This is a genomic window from Sulfurimonas sp. HSL-1656, from assembly GCF_039645585.1.
Classification (GTDB): Bacteria; Campylobacterota; Campylobacteria; order Campylobacterales; family Sulfurimonadaceae; genus Thiomicrolovo; species Thiomicrolovo subterrani.
This window is the reverse complement of sequence record NZ_CP147915.1, coordinates 1,822,816-1,848,152: the sequence shown is the minus strand read 5'-3', so window position 1 is coordinate 1,848,152 and position 25,337 is coordinate 1,822,816. Positions and strand designations below refer to the sequence as shown.

Here is a 25,337-nt window from a genome sequence, read left to right as displayed (position 1 = left end):
GGGAGCGTGGCTCCCGTGTTAGCATGAGGTATTAATGAGCATATTCGACCAGAAGCAGCTTTTGGCGTCGATGCACCCCTTTGACCTGTTGTCATCGCGGGCGCTGGACAACGTCATGGCGCAGATGGATATCGCCTACTATCCGCAGGAGACGGTACTGGTCTCGCCCAACGTCCCAGCGGAGTGCCTCTACATCATCATCAAAGGCAGCGTGCATGAGTGGCTGGGCGAGGAGCTGACCGACGTCTACGGGGCGATGGACAGCTTCGACGCCGACGCCCTCATCTACGGCAAAACGGACAAACGCTTCGTCGTGCACGAAGATCTCATCTGCTACGAACTCCCCAAACAGGTCTTTCTCGATCTCATCCAGGACCACGACGCCTTCAAACACTTCTACCTCGAAGACTTTGTCACCAAGCACGAACAGCTCAAAATGCTCAAGCAGCAGAACGACCTGACACCGTTCATGGTGGCGCGCATCGGGGATATCTACCTGCATACGCCCTGCATCGTCGCGGGTGAGACCCCCATTGCGGAGGCGGTGCGCCGGATGGAGGCGATGAAGAGCCCGGCGATCCTCGTCGAAGGCGAAGAGGGCTACGGTATCGTGACCGATACGGACCTGCGCCGAAGCGTCCTGATGGGTGCTGTCGAGGCCTCCGCCGCGATCGGGACCATCGCCACCCGCCCGCTGATCACCATCGAAAAACAGGACTTCCTCTTTAACGCGCTGCTGCAGTTCACCGCGCACCACATCAAACGGATCGCCGTGACGGACGGGGGCAGTGTCGTCGGTATCCTCGAGCAGCTCGACCTGCTCAGCTTCTTCGCCAGCCACTCCTACCTGGTGGCGATGCAGGTGGAGAAAGCCGACAGCATCGCGGCGCTTCAGCGCATCGGCGAAGAGATGGTCAACCTGATCCGTTCCCTGCACACCAAGGGGGTCAAGGTCCGCTATATCACCAAACTGGTCAATGCCCTCAATACGAAGATCTACCGCAAGGTGTTCGAGTTCTGCGTCGCGCCGGAGCACCGGGACGACTGCGCCCTTATAGTGATGGGGAGCGAAGGGCGCGGCGAGCAGATCCTGCGCACCGACCAGGACAACGGCCTCATTATCCGCGAGGGGTGCGGGAAGGATTTTGCCGAAGAGATGGCCGCGATGAACGACGCTCTGCGGCAGCTCGGCTTCCCCGACTGCCCGGGCAACGTCATGGTCACCAACCCTCAGTGGCGCCGCCCGCTGGGTGCGTACCAGTCCGATATCGACGGTTGGGTCGGCTCGATGGACGAGGCGGCGCTGCAGAACCTCGACATCTTCCTGGATGCGCGCTGCGTCGCCGGGAACGCGGAGCTCCTGGAACGTGCCAAACAGTACCTCTACGGCCGCTTTGAGGGGCGTGACGACGTCCTGGCCCATATGGCGAAGGCGGCACTGAGCTTCGAAACACCGCTGAGCCTCTTTTCGGGGCTGGTCGTCGAACGCAGCCAGGGCAACACGCTGAACCTGAAAAAAGGGGGCATCTTCGCCATCGTCCACGGCATCCGCGTCCTGGCGCTGCAGAAGAAGATCCGCGAGACGAACACCTTCGAGCGGATCAAGCAGCTCAACAATATCGGGGTGTTCGACAAGACCTTCTCGGCGGAGCTGATGGAGGCGTATGACACGCTGCTCTCGATCAGGCTGCGGGCCCGCCTGGCACGCCCCGGCGACGAATGGATGCTCAACGAGGTCCGTCCCGGTGAGCTCGACAAGCTGGAGCGGGACCTGCTCAAGGACAGTTTCAAGGTCGTCAATGCCCTCAAGAAACTGCTGACCTATCACTTCCACCTGAACATGGTGATGTGATGTTCGGGGCGTGGCGCAGAAAACGGAACCGCAAGAGGCTCAAGGACGAGGCATACGCCTTTTTGTTCGAGCCCTATGACGGTGACGAGGTGGTCGTTTTCGACACGGAGACGACGGGGCTCGATCCCAGGAAAGACGAGGTGATCTCCATCGGCGCGGTGAAGGTGAAAGGCAACCGGATCCTCACCTCCGAGACCTTCGAGGTCTACCTCAAAACGGACAGGCCCATCCCGGCGGAGAGCATCGAGGTGCACGGTATCAGGCCCTGCGACCTTGAGTATGCGCTCTCTCCGCCGGAGGGGATTGAAAGGTTCCTGCAGTTTATCGGCCCGCGGCCGCTGGCAGGGTATTATCTGGAGTTTGACGTGGCGATGATCAACCGCTACGTCAAACCCTGGCTCGGGGTGGAGCTTCCCAACCCGAAAATAGAGGTTTCGGGCCTTTACTTTGACAAAAAAAATTTCGGGATTCCGCAAGGAAACATTGATTTACGCTTTGATACAATCCTTGCCAACCTGGGAGTGCCCCCGATGGGGCGGCATAACGCCGTCAACGACGCGATCATGACGGCAATGATCTTTATAAAATTGAACAATACGATTAAACTCAAAACAGGAGAGAGAACATGAGTGATACAACAGTCAAACCGGTTTTTCAGCCAAACCGCGAGTTTGCCAAAACGGCACGCATCAAGAACATGTGCGAATACAAAGAACTGGCGTCATGGGCCGAAGAGGATTACGAAGGGTTCTGGGACCACTTCGCGAAAGAGAAGATTGACTGGTTCGAGCCGTACGGCAAAGTGCTCGACGACAGCAACATGCCTTTTGTCAAATGGTTCGAAGGCGGAAAACTGAACGTCGCGCACCAGTGTATCGACCGTCATCTCGACTCCCGCAAGAACAAAGCGGCGATCATTTTCGAAGGGGACCGCGGCGACAAGCAGATCGTCACCTACCTTGAGCTCTACTACAACGTCAACAAAATGGCGAACCTGCTCAAGAAAGAGTTCGGTATCAAGAAGGGCGACCGCGTCGTCATCTATATGCCGATGATCCTCGAAGCGGCCTACGCCATGCTGGCGTGTACGCGTATCGGTGCGATCCACTCCATCGTCTTCGGCGGGTTCTCCGCGGAAGCGCTGCGCGACCGTGTCATCGACGCCGAGGCGAAGCTCGTCATCACGGCCGACGGCGCCTTCCGCAAGGACAAGCCGTACATGCTCAAGCCGGTCGTCGACAAAGCGCTGGAATCGGGCTGCGAATGCGTCGAGAAGGTCCTCGTCGTTCAGCGCAACGGCGAGGATGTCGAATGGAAAGCGGGCCGTGACTACTCCTATAACGAGATGATCGACCAGCAGTCCGCCGTCTGCGAAAGCGAACCGATGGACGCGGAAGACCCGATGTTCCTGCTCTACACCTCCGGTTCCACGGGCAAACCGAAGGGGGTCCAGCACAACACGGCCGGCTACATCCTCTGGGCACAGATGACGATGGAGTGGGTCTTCGACGTCAAAGAGAACGACACTTACTGGTGTACGGCGGACATCGGCTGGATCACCGGCCACACCTACATCGTCTACGGCCCGCTCGCGATGGGCGCGACGACGCTGATGTTCGAAGGGGTCCCGACCTATCCGGACGCGGGACGCCCGTGGAAAATGGTCGAAGAGTACAAGATCAACCAGTTCTACACGGCGCCGACGGCGATCCGCGTCCTGCACAAGACGGGTGCGGAAGAGCCGAAGAAGTACGACCTCTCCAGCCTGAAGGTCCTCGGTACCGTCGGCGAGCCGATCGACCCGCCGGCGTGGAAGTGGTACTACGAGGAGATCGGCGGGAGCAAATGCGCCATCGTCGACACCTACTGGCAGACGGAAACGGGCGGCCACATCGTCACGCCGCTGCCGGGGGCGACGCCGATCAAACCGGCCTGTGCCACCCTGCCGCTGCCGGGCATCATGGGCGAGATCCTCGACCCGCAGACCGGTAAAAAAGTCGGTGCCGGCGAGAGCGGCTACATGTGTGTCACCAAGCCGTGGCCGTCGATGATCCGCGGCGTCTGGGGAGACCCGGAGCGTTTCGTGAAGTCCTACTTCGGCGACGTCAAGAAAGACGGCGAGCCGGTCTACTTCACCGGAGACGGCGCGAACTACGACGAGGACGGTTACATCACCATCACGGGCCGTACGGACGACGTCATCAACGTCTCCGGCCACCGTATGGGAACGGCCGAGGTCGAAGCGGCGTGTAAGAAACACTCCAACGTCGCCGAAGTCGCCGTCGTCGGCAAGCCGCACGATATCAAGGGTGAGTCCATCTTTGCTTATATCGTCCTCAAAGGTGAGGAGAGCATGGCTGAAGACGTCGAGATGAGCAAAGAGATCAACAATGTCATCAAAACGGAGATCGGCAACATCGCCGTCTGTGACGACATCGCCTTCGTTCCGGGCCTGCCGAAGACCCGTTCGGGCAAGATCATGCGCCGCATCCTCCGCTCTATCGCCAAGGGCGAGGCGATCACCCAGGATACATCGACACTCGAAGACCCCAGTGTCGTCGAGAAGATCCAGGAAGTCGTCAACGCCTGCCGCGTATAACCCCTCTTCGGGAGCGCCGCGGCGTTCCCGCTTCTTTCACTTTTTTCCTCAACTACCCTGGATCAAATCACTACAAACAGTTGTCTTATGAAGACGCGACGACCACCCGGTTGCGCCCCAGCAGCTTCGCATCGTAAAGGGCCTTGTCGGCACTCTGGATGGCGGCTTCGATGCTCTGGTGTTCGCGTAGCTGCGTCAGGCCGGCCGAAACGGTGACGCTGATCGGTTCGCCGCCGCTGCTGCGTGTCCGGACGTTTCCGACGCCCTCGCGGATACGTTCGATGATGGCGGTAGCCGTGTCGAGATCGGAGTGGGGCATCATGATCAGGAACTCCTCGCCGCCGTAGCGGTAGATGCTGTCGTACGCGCGCAGGTGCTGCAGAATAAACGCCGCGATTTCGGAGAGGACCGTGTCACCCATCGGGTGGCCGTAGCTGTCGTTGACCTGTTTGAAGTGGTCAAGGTCGAGAATGGCGATCACCGTCGTCTCGACGTGGCGCTCGATCAGCTCCATCTGTTTGCGCAGGTCGCTGAGCATGCTGATACGGTTGCTGACCCCGGTGAGCGGATCGCGGTTGTAGAGGGTCTCTTCGAGCTCGTATTTGAGCGTCTGCATGTTCAGGCGCAGCCGCTCGACGGCGTTGGCGAAGTTGTCGTAGTCGATGGGCAGCACCGGTTTGTTCTTTTCCGAGGCCTGCAGGAGTTTCTGGACAAACTGGTGGGTCTGACGGTGTTCGGTGCGGATGGACTGGAAGGTCTTGTTCTGCTGGATTTCGGCGTCGCTACAGTGATAGTACCACTGGCCGAACGTGCATTGGCGGTGGGCGTCATCGGCCAGGTCCCGGTGATCGAAGGGGAGGCGGCAGACGAGGGAACGGATGATGTTCTGGTACCATTGGCTGTGATTGTACATGGCCTGGTCCAGTTCCTGGATAATGGCCTGGAGCTTCTCCCTGTTGATACGGTACATGTCATTCCCTCCTCTACGCACGCAATGCTTTCTCTGGCATCAGACTATCATAATTTTTAATCATTTACCAGTTTTTTTCAGGAAGGTCACTGCAGCGGCGAGGGTGAAGGGAAACGGATCGCCGTGACTTCCGCCTTGTAAAAGGGGAAGTATTCACCGGTGCCGAACATATTGCCCCCTTCGACCCTGAAGGGGAGGCGGTAACCGGAGACGTCGCGGAAATCCGACAGCGTCCCGCCGAAGGGCTGCAGCCGGTACGTTTTTTGCGGGTTGGCATTGCTCCAGCGCATCATGGAGACTTCAACGGGCCGTCCGTCGTCGCCCAGCGTGATCTCCACTGCCTGTGAAAGCTCGCCCTTTGTTACGGTGACGCGGGCGACGTTTTCGCTTACCGACTCCCATGTGATGCCCGGTCCGGGCAGCAGGGCCGCCGGGGTCCAGAAGAGGGCCTCGATGACGTAGCGGCCGAAGGCGGAGCGGGTATGGTCCGCCTCGCCGCCCGCCCGGGCGACGGGCACGAGCCCCAGTATCCTGAAGCGCGTCCAGCTGCCCGTATCGGAACCGGAAACGGGCAGGCCGCCGATGAGGTGCATCTTCCAGACAAACCCGTGGGGCAGGGCGAGGATCTGCCGGGCTTCCATGGGCAGGTACTCGGGCGGCTTGAGGCTGAACCGCCCCTTCATGTCGATCTCGGCGACGTTTAGCAGGGGCGTGCCGGGAGCGATGGTATAGGCGAAGTAACGCTGCGCCGCAACGGGCAGCTCCGTGACCATTACCGGGTCGAAACGCGCAGGCTGGAGGGGCTGTTTTGAGCGCAGCCGCTGCCATTCTTGCGCTTCCGCACGGTAGTCATAGTAGCGCAGCAGCACGAGGGCGACGAGCAGCAGGGCCAGGATGCCGAGGAAAAAGGTGAGCACAGTCATGACGCGTGTCCTGTAGCGGTGTAACATAGTGTTTATCATAGCCAATTCATGATGACGCTTCGGGCATAAGGGTAGCAGGGTGCTTTCGGCAGTGAAGTGGGGATTGGAGGACGGCGCCGTTTTGCCCAGATCAAAATGATTGGCCGCACTCCAAGGAATAGTATTGAGGGTCAGCGCGGATTTTTGAAACCGCACTCGTTGTAGCCGCCCGTACAGGCCGACCATTGGTAGTCGCCCGTCGCGTGGCAGGTGTAGAACCCGTTGTTGGTTTCGCCCGGGTCAAGCGTGGAGTCCGATCCGCAGGACCAGTTCCCGTTTTTCTTTTCAAGGCACATCTTGACATAGACGCGCTGGTTGCACTGGTTGGTGACTTTGATGGACAATGAGTCTGAAGAACCGCAGTTGTCACCCCACCGGTCGTCAAGGTGCACACAGAATTTGGCATCCTGGGCAAAGACGTTTGTTGATAACAACAGACCGAGGGCAAGAAGTGCCAAGATCAATTTTTTCACGATGAATTCCTCCGTAATCTATACGTTGCGAGTAATAGTGGCTGGGACTGAAATGGTGGCGATATGCAAGTAAAAAAACATTTGTTGCATCGAACCTGCTTCCACTATGGAAGCCTGCCCAAGCCTACCAAACCGTTGGCGTGTCCTGAAAGATATGTTGATTATCTTTTGTTCAAAACACCGAGTGGTAAAAAGTTGTTACAATGCCGCTTCATAACGGCAAGGGGGCACAATGAAAAAGTACAGCGTCTATCTCCTTGTCGGCCTCTGCGTGCTTTTCTGGTCCGGCAACTTTATTCTCGGCCGTTTTGTCCGGGATGACGTGCAGCCGCTGGAACTGGCCTTTTTCCGCTGGGCCTTCGTCTGCCTCATGCTGCTGCCGGCGTTCTACCATGTCAGCCTCCGTAATGTCCTGAAGCTGGTCCGCGAACACTTCATCGTGACATCCGTGCTGGCCATCCTCAGCGTGACGTTTTTCAATACCATCCTTTACACCGCCCTGCAGACGACGACGGCGACCAACGCACTGCTTATCAACTCCAGCGTCCCCATCATGATCCTGATCCTCTCGGCGATGATGCTCAAGCACGACGTGAGCGGGCGCCAGGTCGCAGGCATCGCGCTGTCGACGGCGGGGGTTGTTTTCCTGATCCTCAAAGGCGATTTCGGAAGCGTCTCGGCGCTAAGTCTCAACCACGGCGACTTCTGGATGCTGGCGAGTTCGCTGTCGTGGGCGCTCTACTCGGTCCTTTTCAAACTGAAACCCGCGGGCTACAGCAGCGCGGAGCTCTTTATGGCCAATATGTACCTGGGCTTCCTCTACCTGCTGCCGATCTACCTGGCGCAGGGCTATACGTTCCACGCGGAGGCCGTGCTGCTTGAAAACTACTGGGCATACTTCATCTACGTCTCGCTCTTTGCCTCGATCCTCTCCTATATCTTCTGGAACAAGGGGATCGACGTCCTCGGTGCGGCGAAAACGGGGCAGTTCGCCCACCTCATGCCGCTTTTCGGCGCCATTCTGGCCTACATTTTCCTTGGCGAAACCCTGCAGTTCTACCACGTTGTCGGGGCGCTTCTGATCGGAACGGGGATTTACGTTTCGCTGTTTTCGGCGAAACCTGTGGTGCCGGGGAAATAGGTTCTACTTTTTGCAGGCAGGGAGATGAGTTCCTGTGAATCAGACGCCGTCAGGAAGTTTTGAGCGCATCATCCGCTTGCGGTCGATTCTTTCGCCGTCGACGATGAAAGTACCGTCGCCGACGGCGTGAAGGGCCCGCTGCTCCTGTCGGGCATGGTCGAACCAGGCCGCCACGCCTTCGAGCACGATGATGTTGTGTTTTTCGATAATATCGACGACCTCGCACTCGATGTTCGCCAGGCACTCTTTGATGAGCGGTGCACCGACAAATCCCCCGTCAAGAGGGGTGAGACCGAATTTCCCGAATTTGTCCGTATCCGAGCCGCTGCAGGTGCCGATGCCGACGACCGTGTCGATAAGGTCGACGGTAGGGATCGCAATGACGCACTCGCGTGTTTGTTGCAGCGCGGCAAAAGAGTAGTTCCAGGGCCCCGTGGTGATGGCGAACACCGGCGTGAAATCCATGACCATCGTCCAGGAGATGGTCATGATGTTGTTTTTCGCTCCGTCTTTGGTCGTCACAAGGACGACCGGGCCGGATTCCATCAGCGTAAAGGCTTTTGCGATCGGCATGGTTTCCATCATTGCATTCTCCTTGTTTAAACCTCGTTGCGTTCTTTCGCTGCTACAGCTTGATGCCAAACTTCTCCAGAAGTGTGATCATCAGATAGTAGGCCAGAACGGTCACGACGATCGAAAGCGCCATGCCCGGATAAAATCCCACTCCCCGCTTGAGCAGCAGTATCAGGGAGAGAAAAAGTGCCAGCGAAGGGATAACCAGCCAGAATATGCTGTAGGAGAGCTCCGTCACTTTTTGGGTATCGCCGGTATCGATATAGAGCCAGATCATCGCCAGGACCGAGACCAGAGGGATCGAAGCGAGGATACTCCCTATGAGGGTGCTCCGCTTGGAGATTTCGGAGATCGCGACGATCAGCAGCGTCGTGGTGATGATTTTGACGATGTAGTAATACATCTGCTCCCTTTCATACCGCAGAGAAGACGGCATTCCAATGAGAACTATTATAGCCTGAAACCTTCAGTGCACGGTGCCCCGGTGGTAAGGAAGAAGCTCGCCATTGTCAGTCCGGTGCAGGCGCGAACCGATGGAGTGCAGTTTGTGGTATAATGTCACCACTTTCAGCGCACCACGGTCTGCGACTGTCTCCGTTTTCGTACTTCTTTGATCGCTTAGCGCATCTACTGATTACCTTAACAATTTTTTTACCATATAGCCTGGATCGATAATGTTTTCGGATGTTTGGCAGGCTTGAGGGAACGTAAGGATCCTAAGAGGATATTACACTCTCCCCTCATTGACAGGAATATAGATGTCATTTTCAACACTGGGCTTGTCAGAGCCTCTTTTGCGTGCTGTCGCCGATACCGGCTACACTGAACCCACCCCCATCCAGGCACAGGCGATCCCCGTCGTGCTCGGCGGGAAAGATCTCCTTGCCGGCGCCCAGACGGGCACGGGCAAAACGGCGGGCTTTACCCTGCCGATGCTGCAGCTGCTCTCGCAAGCGACGCCCTCCAAGGGCAAACGTCCCGTCCGTGCACTGGTGTTGACGCCGACACGTGAACTGGCCGCACAGGTGGGGCAGAGCGTCGAAACCTACGGCAAGTACCTGAAGCTGAACTCGACGGTGATTTTCGGCGGGGTCAACATCAACCCGCAGATCAATAAACTGCGCGGCGGCGTGGACATCGTCGTCGCGACGCCGGGGCGCCTGCTCGACCATGCGAACCAGAAGAACATCGACCTTTCGCGCATCGAGCTGCTGATCCTCGACGAAGCGGACCGCATGCTCGACATGGGGTTTATCCACGACATCAAGAAGGTGCTCAAGCTCGTCCCGAAAAAGGCGCAGAAGCTGCTCTTCTCCGCCACCTTCTCCGACGAGATCAAGACGCTGGCCGACGGCCTGCTGCACAATCCTGAACTCATCGAGGTCGCCCGCCGCAACACGACGTCCGAACGCGTCGCGCAGGTCGTCTACCCGGTCAAACAGGACCGCAAGCGCGCACTGCTCTCCACGCTGATCAACACCAACGGCTGGGAGCAGGTCCTCGTTTTCACGCGGACCAAGCACGGGGCGAACCGCCTGTGCAAGCAATTGACATCAGACGGTATCCCCTCCGAGGCGATCCACGGCAACAAGACACAGAACGCACGCACCAAAGCGCTGGCGGCCTTTAAGGAACGCCGGGTCCGTGTCCTGGTCGCGACGGACATCGCGGCGCGCGGGATCGATATCGACCAGTTGCCGCACGTCGTCAATTTCGAGCTGCCGAACGTGCCCGAGGACTATGTGCACCGCATCGGCCGGACCGGCCGTGCCGGCAACGAAGGGGAGGCCGTTTCACTGGTCTGCGCCGAAGAGGCCGATTACCTGCGCAACATCGAGAAGCTGATCAAAGCGTCAATTCCGCAAAAGAGTGTCGAAGGGTTCGAAACCCGGTTGCCCGAAAAGACGAAATCTGCAGCCAAACCGAAAACGAACAGTTCCTCCAACAAGCGGCCGGCACGCAACGGTAACGAGCGTACCGATGCCAAGCCGCGCCAGGGGCAGCGTGATAAAAAGCGCAACGCACAGAATGACCGCCGTAAAGAACAGCCGATGCGTGCGGAAGATGTCGCAGCCTATCTCTCGCAGATGAAAGCGGGAGCGCGCTGATGGCCCGCAGTACGCAGACATTCGAAAAACGGCGCCGGGAACTGGATAAAAAGCAGAAGAAAGAGGCGAAACGCCTCAAGAAAGAGGTCAAGAAAAGCGATGATTATGTGCCGCTTCCGGAGATCTACGTTCCCGAAGAGGAAACGGAACCGGCAGCGGTAAACGCGCCGGAAGCCTAGCCTGGATTTTCCAAGCCGGGGAAGGGCATCTTTTAAAAACCTTCAGGACGCTGAAGGGTTTTAAAAGGTGTCCCGGCGGCGGAGTGATCCGCCGATAGGGCTTAAAGCGGAGTAACGTTCTCTGCTTGCGGGCCTTTCTGCCCTTCGCCGATCTCGAAAGTCACTTCCTGACCTTCCTGGAGTTCGACACGGCCGTAACCGCTTCTGTTGACCTGGCGAAAGTGTACAAATACGTCTTTGCCGCCGTCTTCAGGGGAGATAAACCCATAGCCTTTTTCACTGTTGAACCACTTAACGGTTCCCTTTTTAAGATCTGCCAAAGCAAGTCCTTGTGTAATGTAGTCGTCGAAATTGAATGTGGAGCACTCTGCAAGGTATCGAAAAAATTGAGGAAAGAATGCCTTCAATACTTAACTAACCAAGATGAAACTCACTCTATCATCTTTCTTGTGCTGTATCATATCTCAAAATCAGATACATCGCAAGCTGAAATGCTGGCGCGCGGAAGGAGAAGGAGGGAGTTTGCCTGAATGGTTACATATTATACACCCGTGTACCCCGCAGACACCGCCGGAGTGTTATAGTGGATATAGTACAACTCTGTCTCTCATAATACCTCTGTGAAGTTTGCCCTTTTCAAGCATTATTATTGGCTTGCAAAGGGGCGCCCATGCCTTACCGTGTTATCGATGTCAACCGAAAAGAGTACCTTGATTCCATCGCGCAGATCGGCGATGCGAAGAGCAGGGGGTTTGCCGACCAGGCGCTGCGGTGGTGGGACCGCCACTACAGCTGGAATGCCGAGGGGAGCGTCATACTCACGGATGAAACGGGTGAACATCTTTGCTACCTCTTCTACAAGATCGACCGCTATCGCGAGTATCTGACCATCCATAATCTTTTGACCCCGCTGTGCCACCGGCGGCACGGTTACGCGATGATGCTGCTGCAGTGGGTGTTCGAACTGGCCGTGCATCTGCATGTCCGGCGTTTCAAAGCGGTCTGCGTCCCCCAGTCGCTCGATTTTTACCTCTCTTTGGGGTTTTGCTACTGGGGGCTGACGCCGACGCGGGATTACTACTGCAACCTGCCGGTTCCCGCCGAGGGGCTCGACGGTCTGCGGGAGATGGTCGAGTCCGCTTCGGCTGAAACCCTGGCCGGGCCGGCGCTTCAGAGCATCCACGACCGGGTCGCGGACAACGACGCGGCGCTGGACATGGCCCAGCAGGACTTGCATGACGCCGGGCTGGCTAAGCTCCAGGGTGCCTATATGCAGACGGAACTGATTGCATGTATGGAAGAGGCAGAAGAGAAAAAAACCGCGCGCTAGGTTGCTGCAGCGTATTCGAAGCATGCTAATGAAACAGGCATAAAAACATGCTATGATGGCTGAATGTTCTGTTCTCCCTGGTGCAAAAAAATCATCCGCGACAATATCGACTATCCCGAAGACTCGATCGAGCATAAACGTTCCGTTATTGCGAACCTCATTACGATCTTCGCCGTCCTGGTCCTTGCGCTGGACATTTACAACAACCTGACCCACGGGTTTGACACGCTTGCCATCTTGGAGCTGTTCGGGATCGTGATCATCCTGGTTAACAACATCATGTTCCGCAGCCGGAGGGTCGAGCTGGCAACGACCTCGAGCATCCTGGTCGGGGTGATTTCGGGACTGGCCATCCTCTCGCTGCACATCGACGGATTTGAAAAAGACTCTGCGCTGTTCTGGACGGCATCGCTGCCGATCTACGTCTTCGCCCAGCACGGGTTGGAACGGGGGATCCGGTGGAGCGTGCTGAATGCATCGGGCATCGGCGCGGTACTGCTGCTGAGCGCGCTCGATATCGGCGACCCCATTTTCCCCCCGGGGCTTCTGATCCAGATGTTTATCGGCTATGTCGCCATCTCGTTCGTTGTCTACTATTTCGAACAGATGCGTATGGATTATGAGCTGCGCCTGGCGAAAACGGCAAGGGAGCGGGAAGTGATGCTCCGGGAACTTCACCACCGCGTCAAGAATAACATGCAGGTCATCATGAGCCTGCTGTGGCTTCAGTCCGAAAAGATTGAAGATCCGAAGTACCGAAAATATTTCACCGAAAATATCGGCCGTTTGCGGGCGATGGCGATGGTGCATGAAAATCTCTACGGGGCAGACGATTTTGAAGACATCGACATGCACCACTATCTGCAGATGCTGACGCAGAATCTTCAGAAAATATCGACGGTGCAGATCCATTGTGAATGCGAAAAGTCCATACGCATGGGAATCCGAAATGCACTGGCGATCGGTCTGATCGTCAATGAAGGCGTGACCAATGCGATCAAGCACGCCTATCACGGTGAACAAAACGGCGAGATCCTCATCCGGCTCGTGCACCGGGGCGGTGACAGCTATGCCCTGCAGATACGTGATTACGGCAAGGGGATCAGCGAAGAGGGACCCACGTCGGAGGGGATCGGAATGATGCTGATGACGGACCTTGTCAAGAGTTTGGACAACAGTACGCTGGATATTATTTCCGACGGCGGCGTGACGATTACCGTGGCATTTGACGCAAAGGAAGAACAGGCATGATTGACTCCGTGATGGTCGTCGAAGATGAAATGCTGACGGCCCGCTACATCGCCAGTCTCCTCAAAGGGTGGGGCATCCGGGTGACCGGCATCTTCGACAACGCCCTCTCCGTCATCGCGGCCCTCGAAGAGGAGCTCCCCGCGCTGCTGCTGATGGATGTAAACATCCGGGGGAATATGGACGGTTTTTCCCTGAGCGACAAGATCTGGGAAAAACACACGGTACCGATCATCTATATCACGGCCTACTGCGATAACGAGACCCTGCAGCGGGCCTTCCGCCCCCTGGCATACGGATATGTCATGAAACCTTTCGGCCCGGAAGAGCTCGAAACGGTCCTCCGCACGGCCCGGCACCGTATGCAGGAACGCGCCCCCTGCGGAGAAAATACGCAAAGCGGCGGCATCATCGATCTCTCCCCCCTTCACACCTATGACCCCTCCGACGGCCGCCTCTACGCCAACGGTACGGAAGTGACGCTGACGGTCAAGCAGAACGTTCTGCTGGCGCATCTGGTGGCGCACCGTCACCAGGTGGTGAGCTATAACGATCTCGAATTTGCCATCTGGGCCGACGGGGAGGTCTCTTCATCTTCTTTAAAAACGGTCGTTTACTCTCTGCGGAAACGTGTACCGGAACTCCAGATCAAAAATCTCAGCAAGCAGGGCTACATTCTCTCCTGAACCTTCATTCTTCGCTTCATGTCACTTTTTGACTTTTTTTGACTTTTTTCCTGTACCTTGCAGTAGGAAAAAACTTCAGGAGTTGATTATGGTTGAATTTAGAAAAATCATGCTCTCTGCGGCTGCCGTGCTTGCCATCGGCGGCTGTGGCGGCGGTGGAGGCGGGGGCAGCAGCGACCCTGCCAGCAGCGGCGGAGTCATTGACGGCTATGTGTCGGGCGCGACCGTCTTTGCCGACAGTACCGGCGAAGGGGAACACAACGATACGGAGCCATCGACGGTGACCGATACGAACGGGGACTTCGCTTTTGCGGTGACGATTGCCGACGGGACGAAGATCTACGCTTACGGCGGTACCGATATCAGTACCGGCTTCCCTTTTGAAGGGCGGCTCTCAACCGTGTATGACGCGACACGTCCCATCGTCCTTTCGCCGCTGACAACCTATGTCGCGGCGATCATGGCCTCGGACCCGACGATGACATTCGATACGGCGGCCGATGCGGTCGCCGCCAATCTGGGGATCAGCGCTGATGCGGTGAAAAACGACCCCATGCTCGACAGCGACAGCTTTATGGCCGCACAGAAAGTGCAGAAGGTCGTTGAAGTATTGAGCGCGGCAACGAAAACTGACGGCGAGTCTTTTAACGATGCTTACGAACAGGTGTTCAATGCGCTGGCAACCACGACCTCCGGTGAATTCAATGCAACCGAACTGGCGGCCGAGGTCGGTGCCGACCCGTCGATCGCGACCTTTGTCGAAACGCTCGCCGGGACGATCGATGACCTTGCAGCCAACGTCACGACGGTAGGTGAACTGGACGGTTTCGGCGAAACCATCAATACCTATGCCGAAGCGGCGGAGGGGGCGATCGAAAACGGCGATCTCACGGCCGTCAGTGATCTGACGACGACACTCGGCGACATGAACACGACCCAGGTCGCGCAGGATATCGAAACGGGGACCTACGTCGACCCGATGATCGCCGCGCTGGCGGAAGTCGAAGATGCCCTCACAAACAATATCACTTATCTCGGGACGAATACGGCCAATGAGAATATTACGGCCGATCTGGTGCTGAGCAGTCCTGCCGCGGCGCCCTATGATACGCCGGATCTGAACCTGACATGGTCGGCGACGCCTATGGGCGTCATCGATGTCGCTACCGGTGCCGTGACACGCAGCGATACGGCGGATGTGGCCGTGGTGCTCAAAGCGACGGTCGCGAACAGCCTGGTCACGAACAACCGGGCATTCGACCTTGTCGTCATGCGGAACGAATATGCGCCGGTCGCGGTGGCCGACAACCTGAATCTCGATGAAGATACCAATGCGACGCTCAACGTCCTGGCGAACGATACGGACCAGAACGGCGATACGCTCTTTGTCACTGCCGTTTCGGCCGCGGGCCACGGCGCGGCGGTGATCAATCCGGACGGAACGGTCACCTACACCCCGGCCGCAAACTACAACGGTCCGGACAGCTTTACCTATACGGTCGGTGACGGCACGGGCCGCAGTGCCGACGGCAATGTCTCGGTCACGGTCGCTGCGGTAAACGATGCCCCGACGATCGGCGGAACACCGGCAGCGTCGGTCGACCAGGATGCAGCGTACAGCTTTACGCCTTCTTCCGGTGACATTGACGGCGACACACTGACCTTCAGCATCGTCAACCCGCCCGCATGGGCGGCATTTGACCCGGCAACGGGGGCGCTGACGGGTACGCCGGGCAACGGCGACGTCGGTACGACCGCCGATATCAATATCTCGGTGACCGACGGTACGGCCACGGTCTCCCTGCCGCTCTTCTCCGTCACCGTCGTCAACGTGAACGACGCGCCGACGATCGACGGTACGCCGGCCACATCGGTGAACCAGGACGCGCCGTACAGCTTTACGCCGGGTGCGAGTGATCTCGACGGCGACACGCTGACTTTCAGCATTCAAAACAAGCCCTCCTGGGCGACATTTGACACAGCGACAGGAGCACTCTCCGGCACTCCGGGCAATGCCGATGTCGGCACGACCACGGGGATCGTCATCTCCGTCTCCGACTCGCTGCTGACGGCATCGCTGGCAGCCTTCGATCTGGAAGTGATCAATGTCAACGACGCCCCGACGGCGTCGGCCGCATCGTTCCAGGTGCAGACGAACACCCAGCTTGACGGCGACCTGAAGCCGTACGCGTCGGATATCGATGTCGGCGACACCCTGACCTTTACGCAGGTCGGAACACTTGCCGGACTGACGCTCAACAGCAACGGTACCTTCACGTTCACCAGTGCGTCGGAAGGCAACTTTACCTTTGATTACGAGGTCTCCGACGGCACACTGACGAGCGCCCCGGCAACGGTCACCATCAGTGTCGTCGCCAACTTCTCACCCATAGCGGCCGACTTTACGGCCACTACCGATGAGGATACGGCGGTGCTGATCGACGTGGTGGCACACACCGGCGACAGCGACGGCTCGGTGGATGCCACGACGGTGGCCGCCTCCGGCGCAACGGACGGTAACCTGAGCGTCAACCCGACGACGGGTGTTGTGACCTACATGCCGAACGCCAATTTCAACGGTACGGACAGTTTTACCTACACGATCCAGGATAACCAGGGCGCGACTTCGCTCCCGGCGACGGTCACGCTCACGGTCGCACCTGTCAACGACGCCCCGACGATCGACCCCATCGGCAACCCGCCGGCAGTGGCGGTCAGTGCACCGATCTTCGAAGTCCCGGTCTCCATTGCCGATGTTGACGGTGATGCACTGACGCTGAGCGCCGTTTCGTCCAATCCGGGCGTCGCCGCAGTTTCGGCGAACGGTACGACGGTAGCGGTCGATCCTGTTTCGGAAGGTACTGCAACTGTGACGGTCACCGTCGATGACGGCGTTCTTACTGCCCAGGAGACCTTCGTCGTCACAGTCGTTGCCGATCCGGTACTGATGGACAACAGCTTTTACGACGGGCAGTACCTGTATGACTACTGGCTGGAAAACAACGGTACGGCAAACGTGCCGATGTATGCACAGCACTACCTTAATTACGGTGCTGTCGAGACCATGACTTATAAACTCGTGGACAACAACTGGAGCGAGGTCCCGATCGATATGAACATGGTGACCTGGGATGACATCAACACGGTCTGGGTCCCGGACTCTTATCTGCAGATCGACTACACCATCAGCGCGGACACGCTGACGCTCTCCACGCAGAACGAATCGCACCGCCTTGGGACGGTCACGGACCTGAGCGGGCAGACGTTGGATATCCAGATCGGCTCCGGAACGACGATGCAGGTCACGTTCTCTGCAGGTGCAATACAGTATGAATCCCTCTACAAGGCGGACAACGAGATCTTCTACTCCTACTGGAACAGCGGTCTTGGGTACACGACACTCGAAGACCATATGAACGGCGACGGGACATTCTATTGGGATGAGTCGACATGGCAACCGGCTTTTGTCGCGCAGCGGAATGCCGGCGGCACCGCTGCCGTCGACAGCAACGGCGCGGATATTACGACGCTGACGCTCGGCATGACGGGTAACCTGGTCGCCGACGGCAATAACAGCCAGATCGTCGGTACATGGTGGGTCTCCACCCTGCCCAATGATACGAACCTGATTGTCCGTACCGAGTTGAATGCCACGCTGGTCGACCCTGCCATGTATAATGAGGGCGAAGCCGCGTTTACACATATCCATAACGGTGTGGTCTACAACGGTTCGTACAGTGCGCCGATGACGGACTTTATCGTAGGCAATGATTCGGTAACCTACAACGATACGGCGATGAATGATATTCTGACCGCTATTGCAAACTATACGCCGCCGGCAACGCCGATGACGGTCGACGAGTTCTGGGCATTGACCGAGATTCCTATCAGCCAGGCGGAGTGGGATGCCCTTGCCAAGGCCCAGGTCTCCCTCCTCGCCGACATGGACCTGTGGGGCGTCTGGCCCGACAGTAACGGAACAGCGGTCATTGCCGTCGATTCCGAAGCACTCTATGCCGACTCGAACGGTACGGTCATGTTCAAAGACATCAACGGTACGGTGACGGAGAGCCATCCCTTCACGATCAATCTTGCCGGCACGGAACTCAATGTCTCCATTCCGCCGAACGGCCACCTGTTCGCGTACCTGGGGGAAACCTATGACCAGGCGGCCCTGGAAGCGATGTTCGGCATCACGATGCCGGCAGGCTCCGAAGGGTATAAAACAGCGCATCTGCGTCTGAGCGACGAGTATGATTTCTGGGGGCCGTTGGCATCGTTTGATGTGAACTACTCCTCCATGACCTTCACGACGCTGGCAGAGTTTGTCACGGCCAACCAGGGCGGTACGGGCGGATACGTCTTTAACGTCAACGGCACCACCGGTATCCAGTTCACTGCCGGCGATGCCTATACGGGCGGAAGCAGCAGCGGGACGGTCGTGCTGATCGATTTCAGCGATATGCAGAACCCGCAGGTCGTGGAAAGCGGTAGCTGGCACGTCCAGAGCGACGGCAACGGCGATGTCATCATCGTCGAACTGCCGAGCATGAATTGGCCTTTCGCCGCGACGGTGATGAACGACGGCTTCGGTGACTATGTCGCCGAGGGCGACATGCAGCCGGCCTTTACCGGCGATATCGAGATCAAGTTCAACATCATCGCCCGTGACGCTCTGATCAACTACTTTATGAGCGGGGGCGGCAGCAGCACCACGCCTACGACCGCCAACGATGCGACGCTGGTCGGTGCCTGGGCACTGGGCGGCATCACGACGATGGATGCGCTTCTCATCGTCGCCGACAACGATAAGTACATGGCGGTGCAGCAGGTGCTGGGTTCCGACGGTATCATCGGCGGTGTCGAAGTGGGACAGTATACGCTGGATGCGGGCGGCAATTTCACCAATGCCGCACCGCTGATCAATACCAATGCCGGCGACAGTGCCGTAGGCGCGACGGTCGTCGACAACGGTGACGATACGGCAACGCTGACCACCGTCAGTGACGGTCCGGCAGTCTTCAACCGCCTCAGCAGTGCGATCAGTCTTGAAGCGGGCGCGTGGATCATGAACCAGTCGACGACGGGCAGCGTCAAGTTCGTCATCTTGGCCCTCGACGGCGCGGGCCACTATATGGTCGCCGACGTCGATGAGAACCAGGGTTCCGATCCTGTCGAAATCGAACCGGGGAGCTTCGGGCGCTATAACATGACGGAGTTCGGTACCTATGTGGTCGAAGGAAACGGTACGGTGACGATGATGCCGGATGCCGTGACGGATGAGAGCGCGGTCTGTACCGATGCGGATACCTCCGGGTGCGACACCGTCGCCGGTGATACGAACCTGGAGTTCGGTCTGACGGCCTACGACGCCTCCGGCCATCTGGTGCCGGTCAATATGACGGTCAGTTTCGATGCCACGAACAATTACATGACGCTTGACAGCAGCATGGTGTTTGTCCGGGTCGTACCCAACGGACCGGTGATCTTCCAGTAAACGCGCCGCAACGGCGTTGTTTCATCTTTCACTCCTGAACGGCCGGCACGTCGCCGGCCGCTCCTTTAAAACATCAGCCCGCTTTTATCCATTCCTTTTATAATCCGGCCCATGAAGCAGATCATTATCGGCGATGAGGTCAAAGGGAGTGTTGAAATGCCCGAGACCCCGAACGCCTACACCGTCTTTCATGCCGTCAGAAAAGCCTGTGCGGTTCAAAGAACGCCGACGCTCGCACTTCTCTTTTCACCGGAGAAGATCAGGGCGCTGGGGCGTTACCAGAAGGGCGGGGCGCAGGCCGAGCTGGCCGAGCTGCAGCTCTTTATCGATATGGGGAAGGTGCTGGGGTTCAAGACGGTGGAGGCGGAGGCGCTGAAGCTGAAGATCGAGCTGACCAACGACAATGCCCATGTCCACCTCAACATCTCCAAGCGCCTCAAGCTGCTCAACAAAAAACGCCGCAGCCGGACGCGCGCCACCTACCTCTTCTGGGACATCGAGAACTTCGGGCCCGTCGGCCCGATGTTCACCCATGTCATCGAGAAGTTCAACGTTCCCGACGACCGCATCTACCTGGCGGCGAACCCCGACTCGCTCTACCTCAAGCGGCGGGAGTGGGAGGCGGAGCTGTACGATTACGGCAAACGGCTGGAGTCGTTCAACTTTACCGTTGTCGATCACGGCAAGAACGTGGCGGACGATTTTCTGCTGGGGGAGTTCGAGCGTTTGCGGCTCCGGCAGGCCGACGTGTTCATCATGACCTATGACCGGGAGCTCAAAGAGCGTTTCCAGGCCGCGTGCCATAGCAGCAACAACCTCTATACGCTGGGGAAATAGCGGCGGTTATTTTTTCGGTTCGCTCTTTTTGAGCTTTTCCGCTTTGATGCGGATCATCGGGCGTTTCGGCTTGGTGCTTTCCGCTTTCTTGTCTGCCGGTTTGTCCGTACTTTTCTTGGCGTCATAAGGTTTTTTGTCGCCTTTGTACGGCGGTTTCTTTTTCGCATCATAGGGCTTTTTGCCGCCGCTTTTTTTGCGTTTCTCTTCCCACTCTTTTTTGGCCGCAAGGCTCTCTTCGGTATGGGGCTTGCCGTCAGCGCGGTGGTTACGTTCGCCGGTCTTTCCGGAGAACATCGGCTTGCCGTTCTCGTCCGTGCCGATGTAGCGTGAGACGCCGCTCTCTTTCGGCTTACGCGGCGCACCCTTCCCCTTGGGTTTGGCCGGTGCTTTTTTCGGTGCGTCTTCTTCGTAGAGGCGTGCGGAAGGCTTTTTGTAGCGTTTGGGGCGCTGTGTCGGCGCGGCGCTCTCTTCGGGGGCGAACCCCTCCGGGCGCTCCTGGGAGATGGCACGGCCCAGCAGCATCTCGATGCCCATGAGGCGGGAACGGTCCTCTTCCCCCAGCAGGGCGAGCGCCCCTTCGCGGGCGAGGGCCATGCGTTCGAGGTAGCGCTGCGGTACCTCCGGCAGGTCGTAGCTGATCAGCAGGTCACAGCTTTCCGCGCCCTCCAGGGCGTCGTCGCCGAGCACGGTGACGGTATCGGGGACGTTGATAGCGGCGGTGTCGCCGGCGGTGACGACGGTGATTTTCTTCCCGTCATGTTCGGCAAGCAGCAGGGAGAGCAGCTCGCCTTTGCGGGCTTCCTGGCAAAGCAGGAGACGGTGGTTCTGGCGTTTGAACGCTACGGATGGGATGGCCATGGTATGTCCTTGGTAATGCAGGGAAAGATGCGGATTAACGCCGGGCTCCGCCGCTGCGAATGATGGCGGAATTATAGCGTTTTTTCACTCGGGCTATGCACGAAGGCGTTTCAATCATGCCGTTTTGCCAGCAGATTGTCCAGGGCGTCGCCGAGATGTTCGAAACGGAAGGTGAACCCGGCATCGAGCAGGCGCCGCGGGACGGCCCACTGCCCGCCGGCGATCACCTGTGCCCCTTCGCCGAAAACGAGGCGCAGGAACCAGTAGGGCAGCCGCATGAAGGTGGGGCGGTGCAGCCGTGTCCCCAGTGCCTCGGTCAGCTCCTTGTTGGTCGAAACCCGGGGCGCGACGAGGTTGTAGATCCCCCGCATTTCGGCATCGGAGATAGCACGGGCAAACGCCTCGCAGAGGTCGCCGATGTGGATCCAGGAGAGGTACTGCTTCCCGTTGCCGACCACCCCGCCGAGGCCGAGCCGGAAGGCGGGCAGCATCCGGGCGAGCATCCCCCCGTTGCCTAGGACGATGCCCAGGCGGAAGATGACCGTCCGCACGCCGTAGGCTTTCACCTCCGTCGCGGCGGCTTCCCACTGGCGGCAGAGTTCGCTCAGGAAGGTATAGGCGTACTCTTCACTCAGTTCATCATGCCACTTTTTCGACGGATAGATGCCGACGGCGGAACCGCCGATATAGAGCGAAGGTTTGACCTCCAGCAGGCCGATCGCCTCGGCGAGGCGCTCCGTCGTGCCGACGCGGCTGGAGACGAGCAGCGCTTTGTAGCGGCGGCTCCAGCGGCGGTCGACGGGGGCCCCGGCGATATTGATGATGACATCGGCGCCGATGAGCTTTTCCGCCAGCGCTTCGGCCGGGAGCGCGAGGTCGCTGCGGCTGAGCGGCACGACCGCCCACCCCTCCGCTTCAAATCGTTTCCGCAGGTGTTTTCCGACGAACCCGGTGGCACCCCCCATGGCAATTCTCATTCCGGCCTCCGTTGTGAAATTATATTATCATTGTAGCGAAGGTGCCCGAAATTTGCACAGGGGTATAATGGCAGCAAAAGTTCTGTCCTCAAGGAGGCGCTATGATTGCGTGGAAGACGACCAAGGCCGCTGTGTTCAGACGGCGTACGGGGACCCTCAAACCCATCGCCGAAGTGGAGGCGGTGCCGCTGGAGGGATTGATCAACATCGACCGCCAGAAGCAGGCACTGGTCGAGAACACGGAGAACTTCCTGGCGGGGCGCTTTGCGAACAATGTGCTGCTGTGGGGGAGCCGCGGGACGGGGAAATCATCGCTGGTCAAGGCGCTGCTGCAGGCCTACTTTGACGAGGGGCTGCGGATCGTCGAGTTTTTCAAGGAGGATCTCTCCTATCTGCCGGAGGTGATCGATGAGCTGCGCGACGAGCCCTACCGTTTCATCCTCTACCTCGACGATCTCACGTTCGGAGAGACGGACCTCTCCTATACCTACCTCAAAAGTGCGATGGAGGGTTCCATCGAGAGCGCCCCTGAAAACGTCCGGGTCTACGCCACCTCGAACCGCCGCCACCTCGTCCCCGAATACATGAGCGACAACGCCGGTACGACGGTCAAAGACGGGGAGCTGCACTACGGCGACAGCGTCGAGGAGAAGATCTCGCTGGCGGACCGTTTCGGACTCTGGCTCTCGTTCTACCAGGGGACGCAGGACGATTACCTGGCGATGGTGGAGCACTATTTCAAAGGGGTCGAGGTCGAGCGGGAGACGCTGATGCGCGAAGCGCTGCGCTTCGCGGCCGTGCGTGCGTCGCGCAGCGGCAGGACAGCCAAGCAGTTCTATCTGCACTTTATGCAGCAGCTCGGGCGCTGAGGCGACCGTCGGGCACCGTTCTCCAGTGAAGGCGTGATGCGCGCCTGTTACGCGGTGGCTTTGGCAAGCCCCGTGATTTTGGATACGACCTGTTCGCGGTAGGCTTCGGCCATCAGGCGGACACCGCGGTGCATCTGCGCCGGGTCGGTGTGGGTGAAGTTGAGCCGGAGCTCGTCGAGCGCAGGCGTTCCGGGGTAGAACTCGCTGCCGGGGACGTAAGCGACCCCGCGCTCCAGGCAGTGGTTGACCAGCATTCTCGTATCGTAGCCGGGCAGCCTTCCGTAGAGGAACATGCCGCCGTGGGGCTCGTCGAAAATGAAATCGGGCAGCTGGGTGCGCAGTGCGCCGGAGAGCGCATTTTTCTTGGCCCGGTAGTGGATGCGGAGGGTTGAGAGGTGGCGGTCAAGCCCCTCGGCCTCCCAAAACGCGTCGATCAGGCGCTGGTCCAGCGTCGACGTATGCAGGTCGATCGCCTCTTTGACGATGATAAGCCGGCGCAGGTTCGCCTCGCTGGCCCGGACCCATCCTACCCGCAGGCCCGGGGCCAGGATCTTGGAAAAGGAGCCCAGGTGAAAGCTGCGGTCGGGCATCGCTGTACTGATGGGCCGGGACGCATGGTCGAAATAGAGCTCGCTGTAGGGGGCATCTTCGATCAGCAGCGCATCCGCGTCCAGCAGTGCCTTGGCGACGGCATTGCGTTTGGCGTCGCTGTAGCGCAGCCCCGTCGGGTTCTGGAAGTCCGGGATCAGGTAGGCCGCCCCCGTCCTGGCGATGCTGCGTCTGAACGGTGTCATCGCGATACCGTCGTGTTCCAGGGCGACCCCGTCGGTTTTCGTCTTCGCCAGACGGAATGCGCCGAGCGCACCGAGATAGGCGGGCAGCTCGACGGTGACCCCGAAGGGGAGCATGCTCAGGGCGATAAGGTTGATGGCCTGCTGCGAACCGGTGGTGATGAGGATCTCGTCCGCACGGGTCTCGAACCCCGCGTCAGTGTAGCGCTGCGCGATCTTTTCGCGCAGGGGGGCGTAGCCCTGCGAACGCGAATACTGCAGCGAAGCGGGATCGGACAGGACCCTGTCTGCCGCGACTTTGAATGCGTCGGTCGGGAAGAGGTCGGCGTCGGGAAGGCCGCCGGCGAATGAAATGGTGTCCGCGGTGATAACATCCAGGATCTCCCGGATAAATTGGCGTTTCATTTTGTATCCTTTTGTATGGATGCGATGATACGCCGATTCCGAAGATATCTCTTCAATATTTCTTGCATAAAACTATGCAGATCTTGCTAAAATGGTCTTATGAAGAAAGAGACGCTGCGCCACCACGCCCACGTGGTCAACGATGCGCTGTATTACATTTACCGCCATATCGACTCGCCGATCACCCTGGAGGTGCTTGCAGAGCGCAACCGTACGAGCGTGTACCATTTCCACCGGATCTTCAAGGAGGTGACGGGGCGCAACTTCTACGACACCCTGCAATCCATCCGGCTGCAGAAGGCGGCCAACCTGCTGATTGTCAACAAGAAAGAGAAGGTGTCGGCGATCGCGCAGCAGTGCGGCTACAGCACGCATTCGGCGTTTATCCGCGCCTTCAGGCAGCGCTACAGCCTGACCCCGACGCAGTGGCGCGAAGGGGGATACCTCGATTTCTCAAAGGAGAACATCCGCTATTCGGACAACGCGCCGCGGATAACGTCGGATTTTACCGGGCTGAAACCGGAGATCGTCAAGATGCCCGCCATCCGTGTCGCCTACATCCGGCACCGGGGCTATAACCGCTCCATCGCCGACGTCTGGCGGCGGCTCTACGCGTACGCGGTCGAACACGGCCTGGAGTCTGCCCGGCAGATCGGGCTGCACCACGACAACCCCTCGATCGTGCCGCTGAACGAATGCGCCTACGTCGCGGCCATCGAGATCCCCGAGACGTTCGAAGTGACGGGTAGCGTCTCCAGCTTCGTCATCCCGCCGTCGCTGTGCGCGCGTTTTACGATGCAGGGGCGCTACGGCGAGGTGCCGAACCTGATCCGCCACATCTACCATACGTGGCTGCCGGAGAGCGGTTTCGAGGCGAAGACCCTGCCGCCCTACGTCGTCTACCGCCGGAACCATTTTCTTGAGCGGGATGAACGTTTCGACCTGGACTTCTACCTGCCCATCAGTGTGATCTGAAAGGATC

22 protein-coding genes are annotated in these 25,337 nt (G+C 58.6%); 13 read left to right on the top strand and 9 right to left on the bottom strand.

Annotated features, from left to right (window positions below):
* Window positions 1-34: 34 nt before the first annotated feature.
* Genes WCX49_RS09610 through acs form a run of 3 tightly spaced genes read left to right on the top strand, consistent with a single transcriptional unit; the run spans window position 35 to window position 4,451 of the window.
* Window positions 35-1,852 (top strand): putative nucleotidyltransferase substrate binding domain-containing protein, encoded by a 1,818-nt coding sequence (locus WCX49_RS09610; RefSeq protein WP_345984877.1) that lies wholly within the window; start codon window positions 35-37, stop codon window positions 1,850-1,852.
* Window positions 1,852-2,481: a 3'-5' exonuclease gene (locus tag WCX49_RS09605; protein ID WP_345984876.1), complete on the top strand. Its 630-nt coding sequence runs from the start codon at window positions 1,852-1,854 to the stop codon at window positions 2,479-2,481. The genes WCX49_RS09610 and WCX49_RS09605 overlap by 1 nt, the downstream gene beginning before the upstream one ends.
* The gene (gene acs / locus WCX49_RS09600) at window positions 2,478-4,451 is read left to right on the top strand and encodes an acetate--CoA ligase (RefSeq protein ID WP_345984875.1); all 1,974 of its coding nucleotides are present in this window, start codon (window positions 2,478-2,480) and stop codon (window positions 4,449-4,451) included. Before WCX49_RS09605 ends, acs begins: the two co-directional genes overlap by 4 nt.
* Window positions 4,452-4,536: 85 nt before the next feature.
* On the opposite strand, the gene WCX49_RS09595 is transcribed toward acs, so the two are convergent.
* The 3 genes from WCX49_RS09595 to WCX49_RS09585 form a co-directional block, all read right to left on the bottom strand.
* The gene (locus WCX49_RS09595) at window positions 4,537-5,421 is read right to left on the bottom strand and encodes a diguanylate cyclase (protein ID WP_345984874.1); all 885 of its coding nucleotides are present in this window, start codon (window positions 5,419-5,421) and stop codon (window positions 4,537-4,539) included.
* A gap of 86 nt (window positions 5,422-5,507) precedes the next feature.
* Window positions 5,508-6,344, bottom strand: coding sequence for a DUF6544 family protein (locus tag WCX49_RS09590; RefSeq protein WP_345984873.1), 837 nt, complete (start codon window positions 6,342-6,344; stop codon window positions 5,508-5,510).
* 170 nt (window positions 6,345-6,514) lie between these two features.
* Window positions 6,515-6,856: a hypothetical protein gene (locus tag WCX49_RS09585; protein WP_345984872.1), complete on the bottom strand. Its 342-nt coding sequence runs from the start codon at window positions 6,854-6,856 to the stop codon at window positions 6,515-6,517.
* Between the two features lie 232 nt (window positions 6,857-7,088).
* On the opposite strand from WCX49_RS09585, the gene WCX49_RS09580 reads away from it, so the two are divergent.
* Window positions 7,089-7,997, top strand: coding sequence for a DMT family transporter (locus WCX49_RS09580; protein WP_345984871.1), 909 nt, complete (start codon window positions 7,089-7,091; stop codon window positions 7,995-7,997).
* Between the two features lie 39 nt (window positions 7,998-8,036).
* Here WCX49_RS09580 and WCX49_RS09575 read toward each other — a convergent pair whose 3' ends face one another.
* Window positions 8,037-8,582: a flavin reductase family protein gene (locus WCX49_RS09575; protein WP_345984870.1), complete on the bottom strand. Its 546-nt coding sequence runs from the start codon at window positions 8,580-8,582 to the stop codon at window positions 8,037-8,039.
* Between the two features lie 40 nt (window positions 8,583-8,622).
* A complete protein-coding gene (locus WCX49_RS09570; protein WP_345984869.1) occupies window positions 8,623-8,973 on the bottom strand; it encodes a DUF3147 family protein in 351 nt (116 codons plus the stop codon).
* Window positions 8,974-9,328: 355 nt separating this feature from the next.
* On the opposite strand from WCX49_RS09570, the gene WCX49_RS09565 reads away from it, so the two are divergent.
* Together WCX49_RS09565 and WCX49_RS09560 are read left to right on the top strand one after the other, a co-directional pair.
* Window positions 9,329-10,678 carry a DEAD/DEAH box helicase gene (locus tag WCX49_RS09565; protein WP_345984868.1) on the top strand — a complete coding sequence of 450 codons (1,350 nt, stop codon included), beginning with the start codon at window positions 9,329-9,331 and terminating at the stop codon, window positions 10,676-10,678.
* Entirely contained in the window at window positions 10,678-10,857 is a 180-nt protein-coding gene (locus WCX49_RS09560; protein ID WP_345984867.1) for a hypothetical protein, read from the top strand. Before WCX49_RS09565 ends, WCX49_RS09560 begins: the two co-directional genes overlap by 1 nt.
* A gap of 101 nt (window positions 10,858-10,958) precedes the next feature.
* Here the strand turns inward: WCX49_RS09560 and WCX49_RS09555 are convergent, their stop codons facing one another.
* Window positions 10,959-11,177: a cold-shock protein gene (locus WCX49_RS09555; RefSeq protein ID WP_231018757.1), complete on the bottom strand. Its 219-nt coding sequence runs from the start codon at window positions 11,175-11,177 to the stop codon at window positions 10,959-10,961.
* Window positions 11,178-11,527: 350 nt separating this feature from the next.
* On the opposite strand from WCX49_RS09555, the gene WCX49_RS09550 reads away from it, so the two are divergent.
* The 5 genes from WCX49_RS09550 (at window position 11,528) to WCX49_RS09530 (ending at window position 20,455) form a co-directional block, all read left to right on the top strand.
* Complete coding sequence (locus WCX49_RS09550; RefSeq protein WP_345984866.1) at window positions 11,528-12,187, top strand: GNAT family N-acetyltransferase; 660 nt, start codon at window positions 11,528-11,530, stop codon at window positions 12,185-12,187.
* A 63-nt stretch (window positions 12,188-12,250) separates the two neighbouring features.
* Window positions 12,251-13,438, top strand: a complete 1,188-nt coding sequence (locus WCX49_RS09545) for a sensor histidine kinase (RefSeq protein ID WP_345984865.1) — start codon at window positions 12,251-12,253, stop codon at window positions 13,436-13,438.
* Window positions 13,435-14,121, top strand: coding sequence for a DNA-binding response regulator (locus WCX49_RS09540; protein WP_345984864.1), 687 nt, complete (start codon window positions 13,435-13,437; stop codon window positions 14,119-14,121). The genes WCX49_RS09545 and WCX49_RS09540 overlap by 4 nt, the downstream gene beginning before the upstream one ends.
* 88 nt (window positions 14,122-14,209) lie before the next feature.
* Entirely contained in the window at window positions 14,210-19,618 is a 5,409-nt protein-coding gene (locus tag WCX49_RS09535; protein ID WP_345984863.1) for a tandem-95 repeat protein, read from the top strand.
* Window positions 19,619-19,729: 111 nt separating this feature from the next.
* Window positions 19,730-20,455 (top strand): hypothetical protein, encoded by a 726-nt coding sequence (locus WCX49_RS09530; RefSeq protein WP_345984862.1) that lies wholly within the window; start codon window positions 19,730-19,732, stop codon window positions 20,453-20,455.
* A 6-nt stretch (window positions 20,456-20,461) separates the two neighbouring features.
* Here WCX49_RS09530 and WCX49_RS09525 read toward each other — a convergent pair whose 3' ends face one another.
* Both WCX49_RS09525 and WCX49_RS09520 read right to left on the bottom strand, forming a co-directional pair.
* A complete protein-coding gene (locus WCX49_RS09525; protein WP_345984861.1) occupies window positions 20,462-21,313 on the bottom strand; it encodes a hypothetical protein in 852 nt (283 codons plus the stop codon).
* Between the two features lie 110 nt (window positions 21,314-21,423).
* Entirely contained in the window at window positions 21,424-22,290 is an 867-nt protein-coding gene (locus WCX49_RS09520) for a TIGR01777 family oxidoreductase (RefSeq protein ID WP_345984860.1), read from the bottom strand.
* A gap of 101 nt (window positions 22,291-22,391) precedes the next feature.
* Here WCX49_RS09520 and WCX49_RS09515 point away from each other — a divergent pair, with 101 nt between their 5' ends.
* Window positions 22,392-23,159 carry an ATP-binding protein gene (locus WCX49_RS09515; RefSeq protein ID WP_345984859.1) on the top strand — a complete coding sequence of 256 codons (768 nt, stop codon included), beginning with the start codon at window positions 22,392-22,394 and terminating at the stop codon, window positions 23,157-23,159.
* A 47-nt stretch (window positions 23,160-23,206) separates the two neighbouring features.
* Here the strand turns inward: WCX49_RS09515 and WCX49_RS09510 are convergent, their stop codons facing one another.
* Window positions 23,207-24,355 carry a PLP-dependent aminotransferase family protein gene (locus WCX49_RS09510; protein WP_345984858.1) on the bottom strand — a complete coding sequence of 383 codons (1,149 nt, stop codon included), beginning with the start codon at window positions 24,353-24,355 and terminating at the stop codon, window positions 23,207-23,209.
* A gap of 99 nt (window positions 24,356-24,454) precedes the next feature.
* On the opposite strand from WCX49_RS09510, the gene WCX49_RS09505 reads away from it, so the two are divergent.
* On the top strand, window positions 24,455-25,330 hold the full coding sequence (locus WCX49_RS09505) for an AraC family transcriptional regulator (RefSeq protein WP_345984857.1): 876 nt from the start codon (window positions 24,455-24,457) through the stop codon (window positions 25,328-25,330).
* Window positions 25,331-25,337: the final 7 nt, after the last annotated feature.